This is a genomic window from Runella defluvii (assembly GCF_014195535.1).
Lineage (GTDB): Bacteria > Bacteroidota > Bacteroidia > Cytophagales > Spirosomataceae > Runella > Runella defluvii.
Map to the genome: position 1 here is coordinate 49,069 of NZ_JACIBY010000010.1, position 23,495 is coordinate 72,563.

At 45.1% G+C, this 23,495-nt stretch carries 20 protein-coding genes; 11 read left to right on the plus strand and 9 right to left on the minus strand.

Going from position 1 to position 23,495, the window contains the following annotated elements; all coding sequences use genetic code 11:
- Positions 1-25 precede the first annotated feature (25 nt).
- The 3 genes from FHS57_RS20915 (at position 26) to FHS57_RS20925 (ending at position 4,663) form a co-directional block, all read left to right on the plus strand.
- Positions 26-2,500, plus strand: coding sequence for a DUF5916 domain-containing protein (locus tag FHS57_RS20915; protein WP_183977102.1), 2,475 nt, complete (start codon positions 26-28; stop codon positions 2,498-2,500).
- Between the two features lie 153 nt (positions 2,501-2,653).
- Positions 2,654-4,096, plus strand: a complete 1,443-nt coding sequence (locus FHS57_RS20920; RefSeq protein WP_183977104.1) for a TlpA family protein disulfide reductase — start codon at positions 2,654-2,656, stop codon at positions 4,094-4,096.
- A gap of 186 nt (positions 4,097-4,282) precedes the next feature.
- On the plus strand, positions 4,283-4,663 hold the full coding sequence (locus FHS57_RS20925; protein ID WP_183977106.1) for a hypothetical protein: 381 nt from the start codon (positions 4,283-4,285) through the stop codon (positions 4,661-4,663).
- A gap of 117 nt (positions 4,664-4,780) precedes the next feature.
- Here the strand turns inward: FHS57_RS20925 and FHS57_RS20930 are convergent, their stop codons facing one another.
- Positions 4,781-5,494, minus strand: a complete 714-nt coding sequence (locus FHS57_RS20930) for an outer membrane lipoprotein-sorting protein (protein ID WP_183977108.1) — start codon at positions 5,492-5,494, stop codon at positions 4,781-4,783.
- A 48-nt stretch (positions 5,495-5,542) separates the two neighbouring features.
- Positions 5,543-8,107: a TonB-dependent receptor gene (locus tag FHS57_RS20935; protein WP_183977110.1), complete on the minus strand. Its 2,565-nt coding sequence runs from the start codon at positions 8,105-8,107 to the stop codon at positions 5,543-5,545.
- A 270-nt stretch (positions 8,108-8,377) separates the two neighbouring features.
- Here FHS57_RS20935 and FHS57_RS20940 point away from each other — a divergent pair, with 270 nt between their 5' ends.
- Positions 8,378-9,274, plus strand: a complete 897-nt coding sequence (locus tag FHS57_RS20940; RefSeq protein ID WP_183977112.1) for a metallophosphoesterase family protein — start codon at positions 8,378-8,380, stop codon at positions 9,272-9,274.
- A gap of 297 nt (positions 9,275-9,571) precedes the next feature.
- On the opposite strand, the gene FHS57_RS20945 is transcribed toward FHS57_RS20940, so the two are convergent.
- From FHS57_RS20945 to FHS57_RS20975, 7 genes are all read right to left on the minus strand, one after another.
- Complete coding sequence (locus FHS57_RS20945; RefSeq protein WP_229601414.1) at positions 9,572-11,623, minus strand: M3 family metallopeptidase; 2,052 nt, start codon at positions 11,621-11,623, stop codon at positions 9,572-9,574.
- Positions 11,624-11,917: 294 nt separating this feature from the next.
- The gene (locus FHS57_RS20950) at positions 11,918-12,625 is read right to left on the minus strand and encodes a LytR/AlgR family response regulator transcription factor (protein ID WP_183977117.1); all 708 of its coding nucleotides are present in this window, start codon (positions 12,623-12,625) and stop codon (positions 11,918-11,920) included.
- Positions 12,626-12,643: 18 nt separating this feature from the next.
- Positions 12,644-13,756, minus strand: a complete 1,113-nt coding sequence (locus FHS57_RS20955; protein ID WP_229601412.1) for a sensor histidine kinase — start codon at positions 13,754-13,756, stop codon at positions 12,644-12,646.
- A 141-nt stretch (positions 13,757-13,897) separates the two neighbouring features.
- Positions 13,898-14,596 carry a DUF4097 family beta strand repeat-containing protein gene (locus FHS57_RS20960; protein ID WP_183977119.1) on the minus strand — a complete coding sequence of 233 codons (699 nt, stop codon included), beginning with the start codon at positions 14,594-14,596 and terminating at the stop codon, positions 13,898-13,900.
- 24 nt (positions 14,597-14,620) lie between these two features.
- Positions 14,621-15,394 (minus strand): DUF4097 family beta strand repeat-containing protein, encoded by a 774-nt coding sequence (locus FHS57_RS20965; protein WP_183977121.1) that lies wholly within the window; start codon positions 15,392-15,394, stop codon positions 14,621-14,623.
- A 30-nt stretch (positions 15,395-15,424) separates the two neighbouring features.
- The gene (locus tag FHS57_RS20970; RefSeq protein ID WP_183977123.1) at positions 15,425-16,183 is read right to left on the minus strand and encodes a HEAT repeat domain-containing protein; all 759 of its coding nucleotides are present in this window, start codon (positions 16,181-16,183) and stop codon (positions 15,425-15,427) included.
- On the minus strand, positions 16,167-16,685 hold the full coding sequence (locus FHS57_RS20975) for a GFO_1088 family ECF-type sigma factor (protein WP_183977125.1): 519 nt from the start codon (positions 16,683-16,685) through the stop codon (positions 16,167-16,169). The genes FHS57_RS20970 and FHS57_RS20975 overlap by 17 nt, the downstream gene beginning before the upstream one ends.
- A gap of 392 nt (positions 16,686-17,077) precedes the next feature.
- On the opposite strand from FHS57_RS20975, the gene FHS57_RS20980 reads away from it, so the two are divergent.
- From FHS57_RS20980 to FHS57_RS21010, 7 genes are all read left to right on the plus strand, one after another.
- The gene (locus tag FHS57_RS20980) at positions 17,078-17,626 is read left to right on the plus strand and encodes an RNA polymerase sigma factor (protein ID WP_183977394.1); all 549 of its coding nucleotides are present in this window, start codon (positions 17,078-17,080) and stop codon (positions 17,624-17,626) included.
- A complete protein-coding gene (locus FHS57_RS20985) occupies positions 17,616-18,434 on the plus strand; it encodes a zf-HC2 domain-containing protein (protein WP_183977127.1) in 819 nt (272 codons plus the stop codon). Before FHS57_RS20980 ends, FHS57_RS20985 begins: the two co-directional genes overlap by 11 nt.
- Before the next feature lie 23 nt (positions 18,435-18,457).
- The gene (locus tag FHS57_RS20990) at positions 18,458-19,327 is read left to right on the plus strand and encodes a DUF4097 family beta strand repeat-containing protein (protein ID WP_183977129.1); all 870 of its coding nucleotides are present in this window, start codon (positions 18,458-18,460) and stop codon (positions 19,325-19,327) included.
- 4 nt (positions 19,328-19,331) lie between these two features.
- On the plus strand, positions 19,332-20,174 hold the full coding sequence (locus FHS57_RS20995) for a DUF4097 family beta strand repeat-containing protein (RefSeq protein WP_183977131.1): 843 nt from the start codon (positions 19,332-19,334) through the stop codon (positions 20,172-20,174).
- Between the two features lie 247 nt (positions 20,175-20,421).
- A complete protein-coding gene (locus tag FHS57_RS21000) occupies positions 20,422-22,851 on the plus strand; it encodes an ABC transporter permease (RefSeq protein WP_183977133.1) in 2,430 nt (809 codons plus the stop codon).
- 14 nt (positions 22,852-22,865) lie between these two features.
- Complete coding sequence (locus FHS57_RS21005; RefSeq protein ID WP_028523493.1) at positions 22,866-23,168, plus strand: hypothetical protein; 303 nt, start codon at positions 22,866-22,868, stop codon at positions 23,166-23,168.
- Positions 23,169-23,172: 4 nt separating this feature from the next.
- Complete coding sequence (locus FHS57_RS21010) at positions 23,173-23,466, plus strand: hypothetical protein (RefSeq protein WP_028523494.1); 294 nt, start codon at positions 23,173-23,175, stop codon at positions 23,464-23,466.
- The last annotated feature ends 29 nt before the right edge of the window (positions 23,467-23,495 follow it).

A 23,495-nucleotide genomic window follows, 5' to 3' on the forward strand; every position in this document is an offset into this window, starting at 1 on the left:
GCCTATCTCGTTACCTAAACAGTCGATGAAAAAGACATTTATTCTTTTTTGGGGGTTTGCGTTGGTGCAAACCTCTCTCCTCATGGGGCAAGTAATTCCCAAAAAACTTCCCGCCCAACGCACTACCCTGCCCGTATTGATTGATGGAAAACTAAACGACCCTGCGTGGAAGGAAGCCGCCAAAGCCGACGATTACACCGAATTTCGCCCCGTAATTGGACGCAAAGAAGAGCAAGGCAACCATACCGAAACCTTCTTGATGTACAACGACGAAGGGATTTATTTTGGTGGAACGTGTTACGAACGTAGCCTCGACAGTATTTCAAAAGAACTCAAAGGTCGGGATGGATTTGGGATGAACGATTACATCGGTATTATCTTCGATACTTACAACGACAAACTCAATGGCTTTGAGTATTTTGTCACGCCGCTGGGCGAGCAATGGGACGCCAAAATGACGTCTAACACCAACAGCGATAACGGCGGGGAAGATTTTAGCTGGAATGCCGTATGGCAAAGCGCCGTGGTGATGCACGACAAAGGCTGGTCGTTTGAGGTGTTTTTACCCTACTCGGCCATTCGTTTTAGCAAATCCAACGTACAAGATTGGGGGCTAAACATCACCCGCCGCCGTCGAAAAACCGAACAACAATATACTTGGAATGCCATTGACCCCAACGTCAATGGCTTTTTGACCCAAGAAGGACAATGGACGGGCATTAAGGACATAAAACCGCCGTTGCGTTTGCAATTTTCACCTTATTTCTCGGTGTATGCCAATCATTTTCCAACGAGTCAACCCGCCCAAAAAGATTGGACGCACCAAGTATCGGGCGGGATGGACGTAAAAGTAGGACTGAGTCAAGCATTTACGTTAGACGCTACGCTAATTCCCGATTTTGGACAAGTCCAAAGCGATAATCAAGTGCTAAACTTGAGCCCGTTTGAGGTAAAATTCAACGAAAACCGTACCTTTTTTACCGAAGGAACGGAGTTGTTTAACAAAGGAAATCTGTTCTATTCGCGCCGAATTGGTGGAACACCGATTCATTTGGGAAAAGTGTATGACGATTTGGAAGCGGGAGAACGGGTAACGAAAAACCCCACGGAATCGAAGCTGCTCAACGCCACCAAAATCTCGGGACGTACCAAAAATGGACTGGGAATTGGGATTCTAAACGCGATTACTCGCCCCCAATACGCCCTGATTGAAAATACTGAAACGGGCCAAACCCGCCGCTTTGAAACCGACCCAACCACCAATTACAACATTGCGGTGTTAGACCAAACCTTCAAACACAACTCAAGCGTGAGTTTTGTTAACACGAGCGTTATTCGAGGAAACAACAACTACAACGCCAACGTGAGTGCGGGTTTGTTTAGTTTTTTTGATAAAACCAATACCTACAACTTGGCGGGAAGCGCGGCCATTAGTCGCTTAAATTTTAAAAGTGCAGCCGACAACAGCACAGGTTACAGCCATACCATTTCGTTTGCCAAAACCAGTGGCCGTTTTACGTTCAATGCCGCCCAAGAGTTGACGGATACCAAGTTTACGAGCAATGATTTGGGGTATTTTACCAACAACAACTTCATCAATCACCGCATGTATGTCGGCTACCGCTACACGGAGCCCAAAGGGTGGTACAACCGCATTTTTTTAAATCTTAATGCCAACATAAGTTCGTTGTATTCGCCCATCGGCGACATCAAATCGAAGTACCAGCAATCGCGGGTGCAGTTTAATTTTAATGCCCAAACCAAAAAACTGATTTGGTTTGGACTGATGCTTAATTTCCGTCCGAAAGAGAACGATTTCTACGAGCCACGCAAAACGGGTTATATGTATGCCCGTGGCAATAGCGTGACAATCGGCGGCTGGATAGAAAGCAACCCTGCCAAAAAATACTCCTATTCAGTGGAGGCATTTGAGCGAGCTTTCGTCAATTTCTACCAGCTAAACGGCTTGGATTTGTACATCAACCAAACCTACCGATTCAACAGTAAATTATCGGTAAGTCACCTGCTTGGGTTAGAACCTCGGCCGCGCAGTATTGGTTTTACCACGATTTTGGACGATAACAGCATCGTGATGGCGCTGCGTAAAGTCAACACCATCAACAACGTCGTGAACCTCAAATACAGCTTTACCAACAAAATGTGGTTGACGTTCAGAGCACGGCATTATTCGAGTGTGGTCAACAACAAGGAGTTTTTTACCTTGCAAAAGGATGGTTCGCTAGAATCTCGCGCCAAATTGAGCGACCAACTCAACCGAAACGTAAATTTCTTCAACGTGGACATGGTCTATACGTGGCAGTTTGCACCAGGTAGTTTCTTCAATGCTGTTTGGAAAAATGCTACTTTCCACAGCTCTAACCTCGTGGACGAACGCTATTTTGATAATCTCCAAAATACCCTCCAAGCCGACCAAAACAACAATATTTCGGTAAAAGTGATTTACTTCTTGGATTATTTGCAGCTGAAAAAGAAACGGTGATAGCTTTGGCAACCAGCCACGCAAGCATATTTTGGTGAAATTCCAGTAGATGTGTAAGAGTTGTCTCTTATTTGTATATATAATTTATTTTTATATTACATCTACTGGAATCCCATTATGGCCATCTCCCCGAAAAATAAATCTTTTAAAACAATGCCTGTACTTTTATTCGTACTTGCATTGAGCCTTTCTTATGGTTTTGCAAAAGAAGCCACTGAAGTCAAAAAGGGCAAAGTCATCATCAATGGACATGTACAATTGGCCAAAAGCTCTTCCAAGGTGATTTCCTTGATTTATTCACAATTGTCAGCTTTTCCAACCCGCTTGAGCGCCATTCTTGATTCGACGGGATACTTCCAGTTTGAGTTTGAAATTCTACATCCGCATGATATTACGTTAAGGTATGAAAAAGGAACTTCGCTGCTGTATGTCAGGCCGTTAGATAGCTTGGATGTTCAATTAAATTCGGAGGATTTTCAAAAAAATCAATACCCAGATTTTGTTGTTTCAGGGAAAAATGCTCAAACATCGAAGGACATGCTGAGCTATCGTTTATTTAACAAACTCAAGCATTTTGAGCCTGCCCCCGCTCATAAGTCCACCGAAGAATACGTAGCAGCTATTGGACGCCGAATTGCTACTGAAGATTCCCTCCTTGCCCTTTTTAACCTAAAATTTCAACCGACGGAAGCATTCAAAGTTTGGGCAAAAAAGGATATTATCTACCGCAATGCCAATTACCTCGTTGATTTTGAATACCATCATTCGATGCAAAAAACGAAGTTTGAAGGCGTACTTTATGATACCAATGTGTTTCCTGTCAATGACACAGACGCCATTGTTTCTTCTTGGTACCAGTACCATCTGTGGCAGTATGCTACCAATAAATACATCCAACGCGATTCGGTTATACAGGGGCTTCTAAAAGAGCAAAAAAAGGGAGAAACGTATCGTGCTGTTCTAAAAAAAATTATGGCAACAGAAAAACCTGGCATCGGCAGAGATATTGTTTGCTATCAAATTCTGTACATGCTTTCCGAAGAAGCAAATAACGTTTTTCGGGAGCTAATGAAAAACAGTAAGGTGTACGTATCGACCAAAGAACTAACGTCGATTCTAAATGAAAAGATGACAAAGGACGATAATCACGCCAAGTATCACATCTCATTTTTTAAGTCAGATTCTAAAGAAGAAAAAGAAATTGTAGGCGATTTTATGAATGGCCTTATCGCAAAACACAAAGGAAAAATCATCTACCTCGATTTTTGGGCTACTTGGTGTGGCCCCTGTCGAAGTGAAGTTCCGCACGCCATTGATTTGCACAATCAATACAAAAATCAACCCATCGTGTTTGTAAACTTGTGTCTATTATCTGATCGAGAAGCGTGGAAAAACGCGATTGAAAAACAAAAAATAGCGGGAGAAAATTATTTCTTTGACAAAGATCAATCAGAATTACTAAAGAGCAGGCTGAAATTGGAGGGGTTTCCTACGTACATGATTATCAGTAAAGAAGGACAAATTATCAACAGGCAAGCACCGCGCCCTTCCTCTGGAAATACCATTAAAACAGTATTGAGTAAGTTATTGGAATAAGGGGTGGGGTAGATAATGAATAAGCACGAGGTAGGTATGGGGGATTTATCGGTCAACTTTTCCCAGCCATCGATACGAAATGGCGTTTGGCAGATTGCAAACATAGAGGTCTTAAACCATAGGGGGCATAATTGTTCTAAGAATCGTAAAGCAATTACTTAAACACAATTTAAAACAGCAACAACCATGAAAAAGACCATCGTAACCATCGCCGCTTTCGCCATTTTGGGCATTGCCAATGTAAACGCTCAACGCGATTATCGTCCAGCTCCTGCTGCTCCTCAAGCGGCGAATCCTCGCGTAGATAATGCGTTGGAAGAGCTAAACATCAACCGACTCGACAACGTAGTGAAGTTGACGCGGAAGCAAGAAAATGAAATCAAACGCATCGAAGACCGCTACGACCGTTTGTTCAGAAACCGTCGGTTGAGCCAGTTTGAATACCAACGTTTGCAACGCGAAAAACAACAAGACATTTGGTCGGTGTTGACGCCAGCCCAACGCGACCGCTGGACCGCGTATCATCACTCACAGCGTTTTGACAACCGCCCTTACCGCAGAGGCTAGTCGGTTTGGAAAAACGATAAAGTTATAAACATAAAAGCCACCCCGTTCGAGGTGGCTTTTGTGTTATATAATGCGGTTAACTGATAACAATTAACGGCCAACTGTAGTGCGTGCTAGTTATTTCACAGGCTTCTTAAAAATAGACTCATCAACGGGAGGATTGATGGTTACTTTGGTCGTAGCAAACGAAAGGGCACCCATTTGGCTTGTCATTTCCATGGTATTGGCAAACGGAATGCCTTCTACGGCTTTGTAATCAGAGAAAGAAATTTCGCTGTCTTGACCACCCGCCGATACTTTGACTTTAACAATCATGTACGAGGCAGCGTCGATGTATTCATCTACTATTTGTCCGTCTTTAGTGGTAAGTTTAAGGTGATAGGCGTCTTTTTTGTCCACCTTCTCTGTGCCAATCAACTCTACTTTATTCCCTTTTTCTTTGTAGTTGACCAATCCACCAAACGGATCTAGCTGACCGCCTTGTTGTTTTACCATTTCGGCAGGCATATCTTCAGGCTCGCCCGTTCCGCCCATCATCGTTGGACGAACCATCCAGCCCGAGGTAGCATCAAACACTTGCACCATGGTATTTCCCATGACCGACGATTCAGAACGGGCAGCTTTCCCCACCACCAAAATCGTTTTGTTAGGAATTTCCATGCCTTGTACGGCAAGCGAACGCTCAATAATGAGGCTTTTTACGCTGTTCAATTTGTCTTTGCCACCCAAGGCAGCTACGTGTTTATCGACAATTTCATCTACGTTTTGGGCATAAGCACCAACTGATACAAAGGCAACGAGGGCTGCGGCAAGGAATTTGTTAGTTTTCATTTTAGTTATGGTTGTTTTTGTATAGACGAAAATATTATTAAAAAGTGACTATCGGTTACGTTGTTGGGTTCCTCCAGGAGCGCCGCCTGTTTGGCCTGCGCCGTCTGATTTTACGTCGTCGTTGTTGACCGAGCGGGCTTTCTTCTTCGGTGCGTCGGTAGTCATTTTTCCGAGTTTGTAAGTGAAGGTCAAACGCACCCCACGGTTGTAAAGATACACGTTACTCACTTGGTTAAACACAGGTGATTTTAGCTCCGAGTGAATGTTGAAGCGGTTGCTGAAGAAGTTTTCCCCCGCTAAGCCAAGGCTTCCCTTTTTGTTCTTGAAATCTTTCTTGACCCCGAAGGTATAGAAAGCAAATCCGCCCTGAAACCCTTGAAGTTGTACTTGGCGGCCTTGCATAAATCCGAAGGCTTGTACTCCCCAACCGTTTTTGAACTGTGCTTGCGAAAACAAACCACCGCTTACGTTGACGCCATCGTTGGTAAAGTCTTGGGTTACACCGTTCAAACCAAGGGCTTGTCCTGTCATTTTGGTGTAGAAGATGTTAGAGAACAATCCTACGTTGAACTTCGAGGTGAAAGCAATGTTGGCAAAAATATTCGTTCCGTACGCTTGTTGACGACCGATGTTCTCGAAAGTGGTGATGATAGCACCCGACAGGGTATCAGAGGGGCGACGTACTTGCGTGATGGCGTTGTCGGTATAACGTCCAAAAAACGAGGCATTGATGAACACTTTCTTGATGGTTTTGCTCAAGCCTAATTCGATGTTGTCGGTCAACTCAGGGCGCAATGCTGGGTTACCAACGCTGATGTTTTGAGGGTTAGCCGAGTTGAAGTTAGGGTTCAATTGCTGCAAACCTGGGCGTTGGATACGGCGGTTATAACCTAATTTTAGGGTAGTTCCTTTGATGGTTTTTGAGGCGTTCAAGCTAGGGACTAATATGCCATAATCTGCGACTCCAATTGGCCCGCCTTCGCGAGTAGAGGCGTCGATAAACGTATGCTCATAACGCAAACCTCCTTTGAACGTATAGCGTTTTTTGGTGGTATAAGTATAAGAGGTATATCCTGCGGCAATGTTTTGGTGGTAAAGCAACTCACCCGCAGGCTGACCTGCTTGGGTAGTGAAATCACCAGTTGAGCCAGCGGCCAAAAAGCGGTAGTCGCTGTTTACTTGACGGAAGATGCCTTTTCCCCCAAACTCAATCATTTGGTTTTTCTTGATGGGCGTTTGGTAATCGGTTTGGAGGGTAAACTCTTGGTTCAAGTTTGAGTTCAAGTTGCGCTGACGGCTTAGTAAGTTGCCTTCGCCACTCAAAATGTTGGCGTCGAAGTTGTTGGTCAAATCGTTGCGGCTATACAGCGTCGATACGCTCCATTCTTGCTGTGGTTTTTTGTACGTATGAAGGTAATCCAAATTGACATCGACCGTACCCGACAAGTTTTTAACGTCCACGTCGCGGCGAGAGCCTGTACCTGCTACCCCGTTGTTGTAAAGTTCGGTAATCAAGTCTTGTTGGCTTTTCATGTTACGAGCACCGTAGCGAACCCCCGCCGTTAGGCTTTGGTTTTTGGCTAAATCGTAGTCAAACCCTAAGTTGTATTGGCCAAACAAAAACTCGCTGTAGCCATCCCCTTTTTGGCGAATGAGCGTCGAAACTCCGTTTGAAATGCTTGTTTGGTCCATGTTGGTTTTGGTGATGGTGTTGTAGTTGGCACGACCAAAACCTCCCAACGTAAGTCCAGCTTTCCCTTTGCGGTAGTTGCCATTGAGTGACAGCGAAGAACCACGGTTACCTACCCCAGCGTCCACGTTGAGGTTCAATCCTTGTAAACTGTTTTTCTTCGTGATGATGTTAATAATCCCACCCGAACCTTCCGCATCGTATTTGGCTGATGGGCTCGTGATGACCTCCACGGTCTTAATTTGGTCGGCAGGAATTTGTTTCAACGCGTCCGAAATGCTGCTGGCGATGATAGTACTTGGTTTGTTGTTAATCAAGACGCGGATATTTGAACTACCACGAAGTGATACGTTTCCGTCCAAATCGACCGTCAACAAAGGTACTTTACGCAACACGTCGGTGGCGTCACCGCCTTTGGCTGCGATGTCTTTATCGGCGTTATAGACCAAGCGGTCCACTTTTTCTTCAATGATTGCAGCCTGTCCCGTTACGACTACCTCGTTGAGTGTCTGCACACTAGGCGAAAGTTTGATGACGCCCAAGTCAAGGTCTTGTCCTTTGGCTAAGGTGATGTTGTCGATGGTTTTGTTTTTAAAACCAAGGAAAGAAATCAAGATTTGGTAATTTCCATCGGCCAATTTGTTGAGGATAAACTTCCCTTTTTCGTCGGCAATGGTACCGTCAACGGCCTTACCAGTCGTTTTGTTGTAGAGAGCAATGCTCGCAAATTCAACGGCTTTGGTCACCGAGGAATCAACGACGAAGCCTGTGATTTTGGCGCTTCCTTTGGGAGTTTGGTCACCTGCTGTGCCAGGGAGTGCTTTGACAGGAGCCGCTCCACCCATTGGAAATTGGGCGTGTACTGAACCCGAAAAAGTAGAAATACAAAGCGTAATGGCGAGAAGTAAAGATAATTGTTTCATGGCCGTTTGGTTTTAACGTTACAAAGTTGGAACACAAAAAGGCATTCGTGAAACAAAAAAGGATAAAGCCCAAAATCGAAAGGATAAAATGCCGTTATGGGCTGATGAAAAGTTTTTTTAGGCAAATGAACAGGCAGGAAAATGGATGAATGGGGCCTAGTATTTGATTTTGTAAACTATTGTTTAATATTTGTGAACTATCTTTGGTTTTTTAGACGCATTTTTTGGAACCATATAAGAATTATAAGCTCATATAGGGCAACCATTTCCATGAAAAGAAGAAATTTTGTCAAGAACTTTCCCTTAGCCATGACCGCCGCTGCGGGGGTCAATTCGTCGATGAATCCTCCTACGGCGTCTGCTCCTAAACCTGCCTTAACGATTGCTCACATTACCGACGTTCATATTCGCCCCGAAAATGGCATTCCTGCGCGGTTTAGGAAGTGTTTGGAGGAGGTGAAAAAGAAAAAAGTGGACTTCTTTCTCAATACGGGCGATTCAATACATGCCGCTGACTACAAGGAGATTACCCGTGAGCGCGTGTTGGAACAATGGGCTGCTTGGGACGAATGTAAGTCGAGTTTTGATGGCTACGAACTTTACACCTGCATCGGGAATCATGACCCTTGGTGGGCCGCTCCTTCCAAAGATGATGAAATGTATGGTATTGGTTATGTGGTAAAAAGGGCGAAGATGCCACACCGCTATTATAGTTTCAGCAAAAAGAATTGGCACTTTATGGTGTTGGATGGCAATAACCCAGGCATTTCGCTGGACGACGAACAGATGGAGTGGCTCCGCAAAGAACTCCAAGCCGTTCCTAAAGGGCATTTTGTGTTGCTCATGTCACATTATCCCATCTTGACCGTAACCGCATCGTGGGAAGGCGGACAGCACAAGGACCATAAACAACTCAAAGCGTTATTTTATGAACACAGAGACAAAGTTCGGGTGTGTTTGAGCGGGCATCAGCATTTACTGGATGCAGCGGTTTACAACAACGTTCATTATTATTGCAACGGCGCTATGAGCGGTTTTTGGTGGGATAAAGGCGATGCAAAATCAGCTCAACCAGGCTATTATCAAGAAACGCCTCCAGGCTACGCTATTCTGAAATTATACGAAGATGGCAGGGTGGAAAATACGTACTACGAGCATCATCATTAGTAAAAGCCCCAAAGTACGGCTAATCAAGTTAATCGTACTTTGGGGCTTTTATTCGGCTTATTTTAAGTATTTATCAGGTTAAACGCATTAGAAAACAGCCTCGGAGAGGCAAAGCCTTTGTAGAAAAAGTGGAAGAGGTCACCGAGCGTCGGCCGCCCCGATGGGGCTTTAGCTGAGACTCATTCATTCTTTCTACGAAGATTTGGCTCCTCTGGAGCAATAAATAGTCACTTTTATTTTAATGCGTTCAACCTGAGGATTTTGCCTTTTGTCTTACTTGCAAATTTGCCCATTTATTTAATTCGCTTCTCTCAGCAATCCACGGCGGCGAAGGAGCGGTTTGATGTCAGGTTCTGCGCCACGGAAATTGCGGTAGAGTTTCATCGGTTCGTCAGTTCCACCGCGTTCTAGGACGTTTTTTCGGAACGATTGGGCTGATTTTTGGTCAAATAAGCCTTTTTGTTTAAACACTTCAAAGGCATCGGCATCCAACACCGCTGACCAAATGTAGCTGTAATAACCCGCAGAATACCCGCCCGCAAAAATGTGCTGGAAATAAGTAGTACGGTAACGAGGAGGAATTTGCGAAATCAATCCAATTTTATCCATGGCCGCTTTTTCAAACGCCAATACGTCGGTAGGTGCTTGGTCAGCTTTGAGGGTGTGATAGCTCATGTCCAACAACGATGCCGCTAGGTATTCGCTTGTTAGAAACCCTTGATTAAACAAGCTACTTTTTTCCATTTTGTCGATAAGCACATCAGGAATGACCGCACCTGTTTTGTAATGCTTGGCGTATAGCTTCAACATTTCAGGCTCGGTTGCCCAGTTTTCCATGATTTGAGAAGGTAATTCTACAAAATCGCGGGGAACCGACGTGCCCGACAAACTACCGTACGTCACGTTGGAAAGTAGCCCGTGAAGTGCGTGTCCAAATTCGTGGAAAAATGTACGCGTTTCGTCCAAGCTCAAGAGGGCAGGGGCGTCGCCCGCAGGACGAGAAAAATTACAAACAATAGAAACGACGGGGGCAGAGCGTTTGCCGTTTTCGGTTTCTTGCTTGCGGTAGCTTGTCATCCAAGCGCCGCCGCGTTTGCTCGCCCGTGGGTGAAAATCCATGTAAATCACCCCAACGTGTTGTCCATTGGCTTCTTTTACTTCAAACGCTTCGGCTTCTTCGTGGTAAACAGGGATGTCAGTGCGGCGTTCAAACGTGAGACCGTATAGTTTTTTGCACAACGTGAAAATTCCTTGACGTACCCCTTCCAACGGAAAATACGGGCGAAGCTCTTCTTCGTCAAGGTCATATTTCTGCTTGCGAAGCTTTTCGGCGTAGTAGCGCCAATCCCAGCTTTCCAATTTTTCGTTTTTACCTTCTTTGTCCATCAATGTCTGCAATTCCGAGGCTTCTTGCTGAGTGACAGGGACGGTAGCGGTCCAAAGTTGGTTTAGAAAATCACTCACTTTAGCAGGGGTTTTCGACATGCTTTCTTCTAGCACGTAAGCCGCATGGTTTTCATAACCCAGCAGCGCTGCTTTTTCGGCCCGTAGTGCCACGATTTTAGACATAATCGCCTTGTTGTCGGAGGCATCGTTGTGGTTACAGCGTTCCAAATACGCCTTGAAGATTTGTTCGCGAAGGGCGCGGTTATCGGCGTACTGCAAAAACGGCATAATGCTCGGATTTTGCAGCGTAAATACCCATTTTCCTTCGAGTTTGCGTTTTTTTGCGTCTTCGGCAGCAGCAGCCACGAGCGAAGAAGGCAAGCCACTCAAGTCTTCTTTTTTATCAATAACCAGTTTGTAACCGTTGGTTTCCGTCAAAATGTTTTGGCCAAACTTGAGCGTCAATAACGACGATTCCTCGTTGATTTTACGTAAACGTGCTTGCTTGTCGGCAGGCAAGGCTGCTCCGCTTCTTACAAATCCTTTGTAGGTCTTTTCAAGTAAAGTGAGTTGTTCGGTCGTTAGTTTGAGCTGATTACGTTGGTCGTAAACGGCTTTAACGCGTTTGAACAACTCGGCATTGAGCTGAATATCGTCGCGGTGCTTCGAGAGTTGGGGCGAAAGCGTTTGAGCGATTTTCTGGAGAGCGTCGCTGGTATTGGCGCTGTTGTAGTTGAAAAATACCCCTCCAACGCGGTCGAGCAAATCCCCGCTATTTTCTAGTGCCAAAATCGTATTGGCAAACGTAGGAGCTGCTTTTTGATTGGTAATAGCGGCGATTTCGGCCGTTTGTTGTTTGATTCCTTCCACAAACGCAGGTTCAAAATGTTCGTTTTTGATGAGGTGGAAAGGAGGCACGCCAAAAGGCGTTTTGTAGGTGTCAAAAAACGGGTTTTGGGCCATGATGTTGGTGGCAAAACAAGTGCTAAACAGGCCAATGAGAATGGATTTGCCTAGTGATTTTTGCATAGAAAAAGTGTTAATGAAGTTGGGGAATAAAGGCAAAGGTAAGCCTTTAGAAGCAAAAATGGCACTAAAACACCGCCAATGTATCACAAAAGCGGTGTATGCACTACCATTCTATTTATTTATAAACATCCAAAGGTACGTCTCAAGGTGGATGCTGGCAACAAATACCAGTTAGAAGGGCAGTATTTATGGACAGAAACGCAAATTTTTCTCGTAAACCCCGTCTTTTTACAAACCCATCAGTTCTTGAAAGGTATCTTTGTATAAATCTCCAACTGGAAGGGATATATTTCCAATCTGGACGGTATTGCGACTTAATGAGTCGATTTTGGGAATGGCCACAACGAAGGAACGGTGAATGCGCAAAAATTTAAAAGGCGGCAGTTTATCCTCAATCAGCTTGAGGGTACTAAGCGTCACCACGGGGGGCTGTCCTCCCACAAGGTGTATTTTCACGTAGTCTTTAAACGATTCGATGTAAAGAATGGAGTCAAAATCAATTCGCACCATTTTGTAGTCTGATTTCACAAACATGCAGCCGTGGCTGTTGTTTTCCGACCATTGTTGAACGTAGTTTTTGGCTTTGGTGGCCGCCCTTAAAAATTCTTCGTATCCAAACGGTTTCATCAAATAATCGAGCGCATCGACTTTGTAACCTTCCACGGCAAATTGGTTGTAAGCCGTCGTAAAGATGATTTTGGTTTGTCCCAAAGAAGAAGTTTGACTAATGATCCGTGCCAGTTCCATCCCGTTCAAGTTGGGCATTTGGATGTCCAAAAAAATAAGATGAACAGGTTGATTATGAATGGCTTGCAGGGCTTCGACGCCGTTGGCGTATTGACCAACAAGGTTTAAAAACGGCGTTTGCTGAACAAACGCGCTGATAAGCCCAAGGGCAAGCGGCTCGTCGTCGGCGGTGATGCAATTTAATTTCATGGCAGGAACGCGTAAGTATTATAGCTGTATTTTCAAATCAACGGTGAACGTCCGAAGGTTGGTGTCTTCTTGAATGATCAGTTCGTGCCGCTCAGGATACACTAAATTAAGGCGGCGCTGGGTGTTTACCAATCCAATACCTCCTCCTGCGTTGGGAATCGCATCGGTATTGGCATGAATTTGATTCCAAACGTGTAAATCCAAAACGCCATTTTGAGCCTTAATCACAATCAAAATTTCGGTTTTGTGAAGCGAGCTCGTCCCGTGCTTAAACGCATTTTCAATAAAAGGCAACAAAAGCATGGGCGCTACCGAATAATCTTGGTCGGGCTTGGGCGCTTCGATGGTCACTTTCGTGAACGAATGTAGCCGTAACTTCATCAGTTCGATGTAATCGTTCATAAAAGATATTTCTTGGCTCAACAACACTCGGTCAAGGACGGTATCGTAGAGGACGTACCGCATCATTCGTGATAGTTTCAGAATGGCCTCGCGCGACAACGGCACGTCGGAGTAGGTAAGGGCATAAATGTTATTGAGGGTATTGAAGAAAAAGTGGGGGTTGATTTGGGCTTTTAATAGCGCCAATTCGGAAGTTATCTGTTGTTTTTCAACGAGTTCGTGCAATTTTACCGCCGCCTGCCACCGCTGAATCATGGCAAACCCAATGCTGATGGCCGTCACCATCGTTACGACCATGAACAAATGGACATCAATGCTAAAAATACTTTTGGCATGTTTCCACCCTCTAACAGCAGCCAATTGTTTGGGCACGTTCAGAATGGGCACCTCAATGATGCGGGCAATGACCAAATAGAGGACAACCAAAAAAACAGCAGAAAGGGAAAAAAGAAGCTTTTTGCCTTTTACTAAATAGTTGGGAACCAGATAGTAGGCAGAAAAATAAAAAACCGCTACCATCATAATGAAATTGGCCAATTGTTTGATCCAAAATCCTAGCGGTACCTTAAAGTCCCAAGTAAGGGGAGGATAGAATAAAACGATGAAGCCAAGCAGCGACCAAACGGTTATGTGTAAAACCACCGTGAGTGTGCTAGTTGGTTTGGTTAGTTCCATGCGCGTACAAGTAAAGCGACTAAGTTGGGGAGATGCGCGTGGAATCCCAAACATATTCGACGGAAAGGGGGTTTTTCTCGCTGTATCGTAGAACTTTCCTTATGGTTTTCTCCTCACTTCTATCCCCTCTCCTTGCTGGAGAGGGGGATAGCTGCGTGCCGCTGCATGAGGGTTGGTGTGGAGGTTGGGGCGGGATTAGTCTTTTTTCCGAACATATACGTTATTACTAATCGACTCCAAGCGGATGTCGGGGCCGCCGCCATTGACGGAGCCTTCCAACAAGTAACCTACTATCGGATTTTTTTGGCGTTTGGACTTGAAGTCAATGTCTAAGTCGGTATAAACTTCGCCCGTAATGGTCTTCATGGCCAAGTTTGCCCCTTTTGATCTAGGCAAACTATAATCAATGTAGCCGCTGATGCTCTTGGCAAAAACGGGCGCTGCTGCTCCTTGAATGTCCACGTTGCCGTTGATGGTTTCGAGTTTTAATTTGGCATTGCGGGGCAAAAACACCTGATAATGAATCGTGCTACAAACGTACATGTCTTGGCCGTCGCGTTGGGTACGCCAGCTGTGTTTTGAATCGGGGCAGTCTTCGGCTTTTCCTTTTTTTAGAATTTCGTTGTCAAAATTCGTTTTTAGGCTAATCTCTTGGGCATTTGTGGTGTTTTCTACGGTCAACCCGTCGTTAAGTCGGCCGCCGTTGATAAGAACCGAAATCCGAACCGATACTTCGGCTTTATCCCAATACCGCACCCGAATACTGTCAGCAAACTTGAGGTTAAGGTTGACGGTTTGGTCAGCGGCGTACGGAAATTGTTTGGTAATAATTTTTTGTGACCAAGCCGTTAGGGCCAACGTGCTCACAAAGAGCACCAGTGAAAAAGTTTTCATGGCTATATGGGTAGTAGAAAAGGGTTATTGTTTACGTAAATAAATATTGCTGCTGATGCTGCTAAGTTTAATCGCTACGCCACCGCCGTTGGTGGTTGCGTTGATGCTATGGCCACCGCCCACGCGAGACATCCCTTCCTTGGCATTTTTCAAGTCAAGGTCTAAATCGGTGTAGATTTCACCACTGATTGACTTCATGCTAAGGCTTGATTTGGCATTGGCGGGCAGGCTCACATCAATGGCGCTGCTGATGGACGAAATGGCGCTGGGTTTTTCCTGATTGAGGCTGGAATACACCACTTTGATGTCGCCGTTGGTGCTATTGGCTACTACGGGACCCGTGACATTAAGGAGGTCGATTTTGCCATTGTTGGTTTTTATTTCCAAATCACCATCTACGTTGCTGATAGAAATGTTGCCTCCGTTCCAGTTGACCTGTTCGTACAAAATCGCTACTTTCTTAGGAACCTTGAGGATATACGACGTCGATTTGCGCGATGCTTTTTCGATTTTCAGGCCATTGCCTTGGGTAGTGACGGCCAGTCCGATGCCTGTATTATCGACGGCCGAGTTATACAACGACCGCAGCCCTTTGGCTTGTTCTGGTGGTTCCTGAAAGCCGTTTCCCTTGATAATAAGCTCGTCGCCGTCGTAGCCTTCGATTTTGAGGGTACTGGCATCCATTTCGATGCTGATTTTACGGTCTTTGCTGTTGGCCAACTTCGCTTTAAATTCTTGGGCAAAAAGCCCCATACTACACCCCATCCACAGGGCGCATACTAACACGGTTGATTTCATGGTTTTTGAGTGCTTGCGCACCGTTAATTGTTAGGTATTATTCGTTTGTTTTTCTTGTTTTAGGTGGAACACCCCTTCTTCGGCTTTGAGGCGTACAATTTCCAGTACTTTTTGATTTTGAGCCAAACGGAGCATTTCGGAGGCGGCTCGCTTTTCTTTCATCAATACCAATGCTTCGATAAGTGCCAACTGAACACTCGGGTCGGTTTGGATTTTTAATGATTGAATCAATCCGTCGCGCACTATTTGCTCATTTTCAAAGCGTTGCAGGGCTTGGCAAGCCGCGAGACGGACGTTGACGTTTTCGTCGAAATTCATGGTATTGAGCAAAATCTGCGTGATTTCTTCGTCGCCTTGCGCCAATTCGTAACTCTGGTTGACGGCCAAAATGCGTTCACTCGCCGAGGTTTGTTCGGGAGCTTGTAACGTTTTTTTCATTTCAGCCACGTGGCTATTTTCTTCCGAAAGCCCCCCTTCGTGCTGTGTGTACCAAATCCCCGCCCCAAAACCTACCACCAACAACGTGAGACTGGCGGCGATTCGTAAGCCCCACGAGTTCAACGAGCGCACCTTGCTTCGTTTGCTCAGCTGCGTAACCGTGCGGTAGCTTACCCCCGCCGAAGGCTGTTCTTTGCGCGTTTGGCCAAAATACCGAAACTGCTTGGCCTCGTTTTCCAAGTGAGCGGGAACATTTTCGCTCAAAAAGAAAGCACGTAATTCCTGCTCTTCTTCCAGGGTTGTTTCGCCTTCGTAATACTTTTCTATCAATTGTTCAATGTCCAGATTCATACGCCTGAATTTTTAAAAACTTATCTCGTACCTCTTTCCGCGCCCGCGACAACACCACCCGAATATGGTTGACGTTCATCCCCGTTACTTGCTCAATTTCCTCAAAAGAGTACTCTTCTACGTCCCGCAAATGCAGAATCAACTTGGCCGTTTCGGGTAGTTCGTCTATCAGTTTGCGCATCAGTGCCGCACTGTCTGATAGCTCCACTTGCTGGTAGGGCGATACTTTCTGCTCTTCTACCTCTTCCCAGTTGGCTTCCCCTGCGCGACTTTGCCATTCTTTCGATTTGAGCTTGTCGAGACAGAGGTTACGGGTCATTTGCACGGCAAACGCTTCTACGTTTTGGTACGATTCTAACTGCTGCCGATGGGACCAAAGCTTCATCAATACTTCTTGCAACGTATCCTCGGCTTCTTCGCGGTTGCGAAGAAACAACTTGGCCAATCTAAAAAGACGGCCTTGGGTTGGGAGGATGAGTTGGGTAAACGCTTTGAGTTCCATTTCAAGGGCATAGACGAGCGAGTTGAAAAAACATTACAAGTTAGCGGTAACTTTTTTTGAATTTGGCGGCTGAGAGCTGAACGCATTAAAAATAAAAAGTGACTATTTATTGCTCCAGAGGAGCCAAATCTTCGTAGAAAGAAATAATTAGCCTCGCCTAAAGCCCCATCGGGGCGGCCGACGCTCGGTGACCTCTTTCACTTTTTCTACAAAGGTTTTGCCTCTCCGAGGCTGTTTTCTAATGCGTTTAACCTGTGTGTGCTATGTGTTTTAAAATAAATGTTTAAAATTTTTTCTTTTTCCTGTAACCTTCCCCCACTTCGGGAGTTTCCACGTACAAATCACCTACAAACAGCCATCATCGCTTGAATACACTATCGGATAACGCACTCATGCTTAAAGTAAAAGCGGGAGATTTGGACAAGATGGGGCTGCTCTTTGAGCGCTACCATCGGCCGTTATTCGCTTTTTTGTACCACATGACGGGACAAGCCCATGCGTGCGAAGATTTGGCACAAAATGTATTTTACCGAATGCTCAAGTACCGACATACTTTTAACGGTGAGGGTGAATTTAGAACGTGGATGTATCATTTGGCGCGGAATGTTTTGAACGATTCGTTTCGACAACAAGAGCGCTGGGGAGGACATGCTTATGATATTGCCGACTTGTCGGATCGCCTCGGAGGCGGAGTGGCCGCCGATGAGCAATTGGAAAAAGAACAAGAACTCGATGCTTTGCAAAATGCCATGGCGCGGCTCAGTCCCGACCACCGCGAAGTGTTGGTCTTGAGCCGATACCAAGAACTAAAGTACGAAGAAATTGCGCGTATTTTAAACATTACCGAAGGCGCAGTGAAAGTACGGGTACACCGAGCGCTGGGAGAATTGAAAAAGAATTTTTTGACCTCAGAAAAAGGAAGCAAAGCTCATGAACTGTGAAGAAGCAAAAGAACGGCTAACGGGCTGGCTGACCAACGAACTAACAGAGTCCGAACAAACAGCCATACATATTCATTTGAAAGAGTGCGCCGAGTGCAAAGCAGCCTTTGACGCCGACCGCCAACTGTGGAAGCTCATGGGGCAGGTCCCCGCGCCTAAAGCCAACACCGAGCACATGCGCGAAGGGTTTTATGCCATGCTCGAAACCTATAAACAAACCGAAGCCCCGTCGAGTCGGAGCCAGTGGAAGGCGATTTTTGAGAAAATACAGCAATTCTGGACGCCCCGTTTGGCACTGCGGGTGGCTTACAGTGTGTGTTTGATGAGTGTGGGGGTGCTAGGTGGGTATTTTTTGATGCGCCCCAAAGAAGTAGCGTACCAAGAAAAAATGGATACGCTCACCAAAGAAGTCCAAGAAATGCGCCAAATGATGATGCTTTCGCTGATTGAAAACCCGTCGGCCAGCGAGCGCCTCAAAGCCGTAAGTTATACCCGAGAAATCACCGATGTGGACGATAAAGTGGTACAAGCGCTCTTTACCACGCTCAACAATGACCCCAACGTAAACGTGCGCCTCGTGACGTTGGAGGCATTGGCCGAACTAGCCCATGACCCCGACGTTCGGCAAGGGTTGGTGCTGTCGTTGACAAAACAAGAATCCCCGCTGGTGCAAGTGGCGTTGGCCGATATAATGGTAAAACTCCAAGAAAAACGCTCCATTAAAGCCTTCAAACAGATGCTTCGCCGAGAAGATCTCAACGACTTGGTGAAAAGTAAATTCCAACAAACCATCAAAGACTTATCTTAATTTAACCATCCAACTGTATAGCCATGAAACAAATCATTCTCCCCTTGTTAGCGGGGGTGGTGCTCTCTTGTGCCCATTCCACCGCGCAAACGCAGGAATTTAAAGAACACACGACCAAAGAATTTACCTTGACCCAAAACGCTGCTAGCAGTACCTTGGCCATTTACAACATCAACGGCTCGATTCAAGTCGAGGGATATTCGGGCGATAAAGTCATCATCGACGTGGATAAAACCATTTCGGGAAAAACCAAAGAAATCTTGGAACAAGGTAAAGCTGAATTTAAGTTTGTGATGGAACAAAATGCGGATACCGTGGTGGCGTACCTCATCGAGCCCTACGATTCGCGGCCTAACCGCAATTGGAACGACCGCAACAACAATCGGCGTATCGAATACCACTACAAATTAGATTTTAAAGTGAAAGTGCCTTATTCGATGAACCTACACGTATCGACCGTCAACGGTGGGGAAGTGCTGGTGAGCGACGTGACAGGGATGCTGGAGGTTGGAAACGTAAACGGTGCCATTACGTTGAAAAATGTAAAAGGCGCGACTAAATTACGAACTGTCAACGGCAACGTGGACGCCAACTACACGGCCATTCCGCCAGGCCAATCGTCGTACAAAACCCTCAACGGCGACATCCGTATCAGTTACCCTGCTGCGTTGTCGGCCGACTGCGAGTTTAAAAGCTTCCGAGGTGAATTTTACACCGACTTTGACAATGTAGAAACCTTACCCGTGAAAGTGGTAAAAAATCAAGAACAGCGCGGCGACAAAACCACCGTCTATAAACTCAATACCGAAACGTCGGTGCGGATTGGGAATGGCGGGAAACTGTTCCGATTTGAAACATTTAACGGAAATATTTATATCAAGAAACAATCATAATTGTATGAAAACCAGCATCAAAACCATTTTTTCGGTTGTTGCGCTTGCAGCCATGAACCTCGCAACACCGACCTACGCCCAAGGAGAAATCAAGGAACAATTGGTCGTGCCTCTTTCTGACCCTAGCAAACCAGGGAGTTTGCAGCTAAAAATCATCAGCGGTTCCATCAAAATCACGGGATATTCGGGCAAAGATGTCATCATCGACGCTACAGTTGACGCCTACACTGGCAAAAAAACTGAAAGTAAAAACGACGAATTGGCGACGGGTATGAAAAAATTAACAAGCCGTGGGGGGATTGAACTCACCGCCGAGGAGCGCAATAACCACGTAAAAGTGACCTCCAATTTGATGAAGCGCCCCGTAGAGTTGTCTATCAAAGTTCCTCAGCAGTTTTCGTTGCAAGTTGGCACCATCAATCAAGGCGATATTGTCGTTGAAAATGTAACGGGGACGTTGGAGGTAAACAACGTGAACGGCGCCATTACCCTCACCAACGTGTCAGGTTCGGCGGTAGCGACGACGGTCAACGGCGAAGTGAAAGCCAATTTCAAAAGCGTGACCTCTGATACTCCGATGGCTTTTACGTCGCTCAATGGTCGCATCGACGTGACGTTCCCACCTTCGGCGAAGTTTAACGTAAAACTCAAATCCGACCGTGGCGAGATTTACAGCGATTTTGACGTTGATGCCGACAAAAGCGAGCCAAAATCGAACAAAGTCACCAAAGACGGCATGTACAAAGTGAGCATCGACGATTGGATTCAAGGCAAAGTCAACGGCGGTGGCAGTGAAGTGATGATGAAAAACATGCACGGCAATATTTACATCCGCAAAGCGAAGTAGGTTTTTTTCAACCATATAAGACATATAAGGGCATATAAGTTTTTCTTATAATCTCTTATATGTCTTATATGGTTGCATAAATACAATTAACAAGGAATCTCCTGTCCGTAAGTGAACGAAAAATCGTCCATTTACGGACATTTTTGTGTTTGTGGGTTTGTGTAATTTTCTGATTATTAAATAGATATGTATGTGGCATAAGTATTGCCTCGTGCTGTAGATTAAGACATGAAAACCCAATGCAGCTATGTTACGTAACTACCTCAAAATCGCTTATCGAAACCTGCTTAAAAGCAAAGGTTATGCCGCTATCAATGTAATAGGTATTGGGGTGGCGGTATGTATCTGCTTGTTTCTGTTTTTAATAGCCTATTTACAGCTAACTTTTGATGCCTTTCATACTGATAGCAACCGAATTTTTCAAACGTATTTTGCCAACAATGACCCAGAAAGCGCTCGCAAATCGGGTACAATGCCGATACCGTTGACGCCCGCTTTAAAAGTAGAATATCCTGAGATTGAAGCAGCGGCAAGAATTATAGCTGGTCGAAAAAGTTTGATTGAATACCAAGGGAAATACTTTGATAAATTGGTAACCCTTACCGACCCAGATTTTATGAAGGTGTTTTCGTTTCCTTTGCTCAAGGGGAATCGCGAAGCAGTCCTTCAAGAATTGAGCAGCATTGTACTTAGCGAAAACACCGCCAAGGCCATATTCGGAAACGACGACCCCATTGGAAAATCATTAAAAATTGGGAATGAAGGTAATCAGAAACAATACATTGTTACGGGTATTTTGAGTGATGCCCCCTATAATTCGACGATTCAGTACGATGCTTTGATTAGGGTTGAAAACCTAGCCAATTACCAATCTGAAAAGGATAACTGGTCGAATAACTCTCACTTGGTTTTTGTCAAAACAAACCCACAAGTAACGCAAGCTTCATTCGAAAATCGGTTAAAGTCATTTGCAAAAAAATACTATGCGGGAGTGATTGAAACACTTGTCAAAAAAGGTGTCAAGCCCGATGAGCGTGGTGATTTGTTTACGCTTCGGTTACAGCCTTTGGCCAATGTTCATTTTGCTCGGGATATTGATGGGGGCAAGGGAACTCCTATTGCTTTGATTTATGTGCTGTTGGGTATAGGTTTCTTTATTTTGTTGATTGCCTGCATCAATTTTATCAATTTGAGCATCGCCCGTTCGTTTACACGTGCCAAAGAAATGGGTGTCCGAAAATCGTTGGGTGCTTTAAAAAAACAGCTATTTATTCAAATTTGGAGCGAGTCAACCATCATCTGCTTTATAGGGTTTGGGGTGGGTATTCTTCTGGCTTTTTCGTTTTTGTCTGAGTTTAATGCCCAATTTAATGCTAAAATTCAACTTGAGTACGCATTCCAGCCTGGGTTTATGGTCGTGATGCTGTTCCTGTTCGTTTTGGTTACATTTATTGCGGGAGGTTATCCTGCTTGGCAAATGATTAAGTTCAATCCTGTAGAAGTACTAAAAGGGAAAGTTTCCCTAAAACGTCCAGGGCTTTTACGAAATTCACTCCTTGTCGTGCAATTTTCCATGTCTTGTTTACTGGCTTGTGCCACCATTATTGCGCTTCAACAGGTCGGTTATTTACGTCAACAGCCGCTCGGTTTTCAAAAAGAACAAGTCATCAGTATTCCTGTTGGCAATTACACAAATGGTCGGCAGGTACTTCAACGAATGAGGAATAAATTGGCCAATGACCCTGCCATCGTTTCTGTAACGGGTACAGGCGTCAATTTGGGGAAAGGTAAAGATCGTGTCAGTTCGAGATCGGTGGTTGGGTTCACTTACAAAGGCAGAAAAGTAGCCACCGACTGGTTGTTGGTGGATTATGATTACCTCAAAACGCTGAATATCAAAGTAGCAGCAGGACGGGATTTTGACCCAGCTTATCCAAGCGATTCGGTCAATCGGTTGGTGATTACGGAGAGTATGGCCAACGCGATGGGCGAAATGAATCCAGTGGGTTTGCTGTTGGGAGATGATGGCGATACGACAAGTACTAAATCCCAAATCATCGGGGTTGTCCCTGACTTTCATTTGTATTCGTTGACCTCAGAAAGTAGGCCGATTACGATGCACATTTCTAACACCGAAACCATTCATTATATCTTTGTTCGAGTCACGCCCCAAAGCTTGGTTAGCTCAATGGACAAATTGAAAAATGTATGGAAAGAAGTAGCGCCGCAGGCCGAATTTATGGGCACATTTTTGGATAAAAACATTGACGATTGGTACCAAGATGAAGAAATGATGTCGCAGGTTTTTAGCCTAGCGGCGGGGATTGCCATTTTCTTATCTTGTTTGGGGCTGTTTGCGGTTGCCTTGCTGGTGATTGAACAGCGAACCAAAGAAATCGGTATCCGTAAAGTGTTGGGAGCTGGTCTTCCCAACCTCGTCATTGTACTTTCAAAGGACTTTATCAAACTGATACTTATTGCTTTGACCATCACCATTCCATTGGCTTGGTTTCTGATGCAAAAATGGCTGGATAGCTACACTTATCGCATCGAAATCAGTGCGTGGATTTTTGCTGGTGTCGGTGCTTCTGCCATTATCATAGCGTTAATTACCGTCAGCTTCCAAACACTGAAAGCTGCCCTGACAAACCCAATAAATAGTTTAAAATCAGAATAAAAAACCGTTACCCTATGGCACACATCGCTATACCGATTCCGTCGAACCTTGAACGACAAGACATTGATGTACAGGTCAGCATCAATGGGCAACGGCAGGCTTTGCACTATCGGGTGGAGTCGTTTTATTGGGATGAATACGGGGTACCTCCCGCCAACCGTGCCGATTGCTTGAACCACATCATTTCAACGTATGACCAAAATTGGTCGCTGTATTACATCGGATTACCCACCGACAAGTCGATACAAGTGACTTTTGTCAGGAAAAAAGAACTGATTCTGCTTTCACCGTTTTTGTATTCACTTCTAAATCCTTAACGACATGGCACACATCGCAATTCCGATTCCAACCCAGCTAGGGAAGCAAGACATTGAAATTGAGGTAACTATCAATGGTCAAAAGCAAGCCCTTCATTACCGCGTAGAATTGTTTTATTGGGACGAATGCGGCCTGCCCAGCGTTGACCGCGCCGACTGCCTGCGGCATATTCTTTCGTCGTATGACCACGATTGGTCACTGTACTACATAGGGGCTCCTACGGATGAGTTTGTGCCTATTACTTTTGTCAAAAAAGAAGATTTAGAAAGACAACACGCGTTGTTTCTTCAAAAATAATAACCTAAAAAAATACTTATCTCAGTAAG

Bases quoted from the DNA above. Each gene is read 5' to 3' on its own strand.
- FHS57_RS20915 (WP_183977102.1), top strand. From the start codon at position 26: ATGAAAAAGACATTTATTCTTTTTTGGGGGTTTGCGTTGGTGCAAACC.
- FHS57_RS20920 (WP_183977104.1), top strand. From the start codon at position 2,654: ATGCCTGTACTTTTATTCGTACTTGCATTGAGCCTTTCTTATGGTTTT.
- FHS57_RS20925 (WP_183977106.1), top strand. From the start codon at position 4,283: ATGAAAAAGACCATCGTAACCATCGCCGCTTTCGCCATTTTGGGCATT.
- FHS57_RS20930 (WP_183977108.1), bottom strand. From the start codon at position 5,494: ATGAAAACTAACAAATTCCTTGCCGCAGCCCTCGTTGCCTTTGTATCA.
- FHS57_RS20935 (WP_183977110.1), bottom strand. From the start codon at position 8,107: ATGAAACAATTATCTTTACTTCTCGCCATTACGCTTTGTATTTCTACT.
- FHS57_RS20940 (WP_183977112.1), top strand. From the start codon at position 8,378: ATGAAAAGAAGAAATTTTGTCAAGAACTTTCCCTTAGCCATGACCGCC.
- FHS57_RS20945 (WP_229601414.1), bottom strand. From the start codon at position 11,623: ATGGCCCAAAACCCGTTTTTTGACACCTACAAAACGCCTTTTGGCGTG.
- FHS57_RS20950 (WP_183977117.1), bottom strand. From the start codon at position 12,625: ATGAAATTAAATTGCATCACCGCCGACGACGAGCCGCTTGCCCTTGGG.
- FHS57_RS20955 (WP_229601412.1), bottom strand. From the start codon at position 13,756: ATGTTTGGGATTCCACGCGCATCTCCCCAACTTAGTCGCTTTACTTGT.
- FHS57_RS20960 (WP_183977119.1), bottom strand. From the start codon at position 14,596: ATGAAAACTTTTTCACTGGTGCTCTTTGTGAGCACGTTGGCCCTAACG.
- FHS57_RS20965 (WP_183977121.1), bottom strand. From the start codon at position 15,394: ATGAAATCAACCGTGTTAGTATGCGCCCTGTGGATGGGGTGTAGTATG.
- FHS57_RS20970 (WP_183977123.1), bottom strand. From the start codon at position 16,183: ATGAATCTGGACATTGAACAATTGATAGAAAAGTATTACGAAGGCGAA.
- FHS57_RS20975 (WP_183977125.1), bottom strand. From the start codon at position 16,685: ATGGAACTCAAAGCGTTTACCCAACTCATCCTCCCAACCCAAGGCCGT.
- FHS57_RS20980 (WP_183977394.1), top strand. From the start codon at position 17,078: ATGCTTAAAGTAAAAGCGGGAGATTTGGACAAGATGGGGCTGCTCTTT.
- FHS57_RS20985 (WP_183977127.1), top strand. From the start codon at position 17,616: ATGAACTGTGAAGAAGCAAAAGAACGGCTAACGGGCTGGCTGACCAAC.
- FHS57_RS20990 (WP_183977129.1), top strand. From the start codon at position 18,458: ATGAAACAAATCATTCTCCCCTTGTTAGCGGGGGTGGTGCTCTCTTGT.
- FHS57_RS20995 (WP_183977131.1), top strand. From the start codon at position 19,332: ATGAAAACCAGCATCAAAACCATTTTTTCGGTTGTTGCGCTTGCAGCC.
- FHS57_RS21000 (WP_183977133.1), top strand. From the start codon at position 20,422: ATGTTACGTAACTACCTCAAAATCGCTTATCGAAACCTGCTTAAAAGC.
- FHS57_RS21005 (WP_028523493.1), top strand. From the start codon at position 22,866: ATGGCACACATCGCTATACCGATTCCGTCGAACCTTGAACGACAAGAC.
- FHS57_RS21010 (WP_028523494.1), top strand. From the start codon at position 23,173: ATGGCACACATCGCAATTCCGATTCCAACCCAGCTAGGGAAGCAAGAC.